Raw genomic sequence first — 3,048 nt, forward strand, 5'->3', positions numbered from 1 at the left:
GTTTTGTGCGCTCACCGGCGCACAAAACAGTCCGGCGGGTTCAAATTTTTCCCAAGCGCGGTGAGATGCCGCGCTCTCGTTCTCTGCCGTGAGATGCGGCAAAGGAGGCTCCAGAATCATGGCGAAAGGTGCTCGTATCCGCTCTGGGCCTATGCCGGACGAGAACTCTGCACGGTCTGATGCTCGCGGCTACAGGCTGGAGGATTTGCCAGCGTCCGGCTATGACGGCCCGGTGCCCGACTTTCCACTGCCCAACGTGACTGATCGTGAGTCTGAGGTATGGGAGTGGGCGTGGCGGACTCCGCAGGCGTGCGCGTGGTCGATGGACGTGTCGGGGTGGCTGGTGCGTTCGGTGGCGATGTGGACTCGGCTGTCTGTCCGGTGTGAGGACGCCACCGTGTCGGCCCCGGTGCTGGGGCAGTTGCATCGTTTCGCTGAGCACATCGGCTTGACGCCTGCTGGTTTGGCAGCTCTGGGGTGGAAGATCACAACCCGCACCGCCTCGTCAGTCGAGGCTGAGGCTGCGACGCCGAAGCGGTCTCGCGGCTCGAAGCTGAGAGCGATCAATGGCGGCCTCGCTTCCTGACGATGACTGGTCGGTTGCGTGGCCAACTCTGGGGTATCTGTCTGCTGACTGGATCGAGGCCCACTGCCTGGTCGCTGACGGCTGGTCGATGGGTGAGCCGTTTGTGCATGACGGCTGGCAGTTGTGGTGCACACTCAACCATTACAGGGTGAAGCCGAAGGCGGTGTTTAACCAGGCCCGCCCGGTGGGTGCGCCAGCGTTCCAGTATCGCCGTTCGCAGGTGGTGGGGCCGCAGAAGACGGGGAAGTCGCCGTGGGCTGCGTCGCTGATCCCGTTCGAGGCTGTCGGGCCGTGCATTTTCGCTGGCTGGGCTGTTGGTGGCGAGCGGTATCGGTGTGTCGATCATGGCTGCGGTTGCGGGTTCGTCTACGCCTACGATGCGGGTGAGCCGATGGGTATTCCGCGGCCGGTGTCCCGCATCCAACTGTTGGCGACGGCTGAGGATCAGACCGACAACATTTACGCGCCGCTCCAAGAGATGATCAGGCGCGGCCCGTTGCAGGAGCTGATGCGGGTTCGTGAGGATTTCATCCGCACGCCGAACAATGGCGAGGTGTTGCCGATCACGGCTGCACCGAACTCGAAGGTGGGCGCTCCCATCCATTTCGCGGTGGCGGATGAGTCAGGCCTGTACACGGGCAAGCTGATCAAGGTATGGCAGCATATGCGCCGCGGCTTGGCGGGTATGGGTGGTCGTGGCCTGGAGGTGACGAACCCGTGGGACCCGATGGAGAACTCGGCGGCTCAGCAGACGTTTGAGTCATCATCGAAGGATATTTTCCGGTTCTACCGCAGGCCGCCCACTGACCTGAGGTTTGAGCTGAAATCTGAGCGGGCGAAGATTCTGCGGTTTGTGTATCGCGGGTCGCCGTGGGCTGATCTGGAGGCAATCGAGGCCGAGTGCGCCGAGTTGATGCACACCGACCCGGCGCAGGCGAAGCGGTTCTTTGGGAACATGCTGGTGCAAGGCTTGGGCGCGTTCCTGCCTGAGGCTGTGGTGGAGGCTGCTGAGCTTGCGGTCGACGTGCCGGACGGCGCGGCGGTGTGTGGCGGGTTTGACGGGTCACGGTCGAGCGACTGGACGGCGCTGCGATTGCAGACGATTGACGGGCATCGGTTCACGCCAACGTATGGGCCAGATCAGCGTCCAGCGGTATGGAACCCAAGGGAGTGGCCGGAGGGTCGTATCCCTCGCGGCGAGGTTGATGCCGCCGTGGATGAGGTGATGCGCCGCTACAGGGTGGGGCGCATCTACTGCGACCCGCGGCACTGGGAAACGCAGGCCGATGCGTGGGCGTCGAGGTTCGGTGACGATGTGGTGCTGCAGTGGCCGACGAACTCGATTGCGCGCATGTTTCCAGCACTGGTCAGGTACCGGGAGGACATGGCCGAGGGGTTGACGACGCACGCCCCGGATGAGGTGTTCAAGGCTCAGGCGTTGGCGGCCCGGATGGTCGCGAAACCGGGCGACAAGTTCATTCTCGGCAAACCGGCTGAGCATTTGAAGATCGATGTGGTGATGGCTGACGTGCTGGCGCACGAGGCTGCCGCGGATATGGCGGCGGCCGGTTGGTCGACCGAAGCCAAGGAAACGATTTTCTTCCTATGAGTCGCGAAAGGGGTGGCTGCGTGTGCTGAGTGTTGACGAGCTGCAAACTCTTGACCGGCTGTACCTCGACCTACGTTCCCATCGTGATTCTGACGACATGCTGCTGTCCTACTACGACACGGAGCATGCCTTCACGCATATCGGGTTGGCGTTGCCGCCTGAGTATCGCCGCGAGTATGACGTGATCACGTCGGGGGCGGCTGTGGTGGTGGACTCTGTGGTTGATCGCCAGCAGATGCGCGCCCTCGTGCTCCCCGGCGAAGAGAAGGCCGATGACCGGTTGCGCGCTATCTGGGATGCGTCGAACGGCGACGTGCAGCTCGCGATGTTCAATCGGGATCGCAGACTGTTTGGTCGGGCGTTCCTGACGGTGGGCGGCAATAACAAGAATCCGGATCTGCCGTTGATCCGTGCCGAATCTCCGCGTGAGATGGCTGGCCTTGTTGATGAGCGTCACGAGATGGTGACGGCGGCTGCACGGTTCTACGGCGTGGATGCCGTGACTCGACGCACCCCTTGTTTCGCGACGCTGTATCTGCCTGATGAAACGGTGTGGGTTGAGTGGTCGCCGCGTACCGGCAAGTGGGTCGAGGTCGACCGCGACCAGCACCGGATGGGTGTCGTCCCAGTGTTCATGCACCTCAACAAGAGGGTTTCAGGGTCATGGGTTGGGAGGACGGCGCTGACCAGGGGCCTGCGGTCGATCATCGACAGCTCGTGCCGGAATCTGACGAACCTGCAGTTCGCGGTCGAGTCGCATGGCATCCCCCGCATCTTCATGACTGGGGTCGTGAAGGGCGATTTTGTTGACCCGAAGACTGGTGAGCCGTTGCCGGTATGGGCCGCCTACTAC

2 protein-coding genes are annotated in these 3,048 nt (G+C 62.8%); both read left to right on the forward strand.

Annotated elements, in window-relative coordinates:
* Nucleotides 1–566 precede the first annotated feature (566 nt).
* Complete coding sequence (locus ACTQ05_RS09345; RefSeq protein WP_441029632.1) at nucleotides 567–2,195, forward strand: hypothetical protein; 1,629 nt, start codon at nucleotides 567–569, stop codon at nucleotides 2,193–2,195.
* 22 nt (nucleotides 2,196–2,217) lie between these two features.
* Nucleotides 2,218–3,048, forward strand: an 831-nt coding sequence (locus tag ACTQ05_RS09350; protein WP_441538946.1) for a hypothetical protein, incomplete at its 3' end; no start/stop codon positions are given.

This window comes from Collinsella sp. LCP21S3_A9 (genome assembly GCF_052118785.1).
In the GTDB taxonomy this organism is placed as follows: domain Bacteria; phylum Actinomycetota; class Coriobacteriia; order Coriobacteriales; family Coriobacteriaceae; genus Collinsella.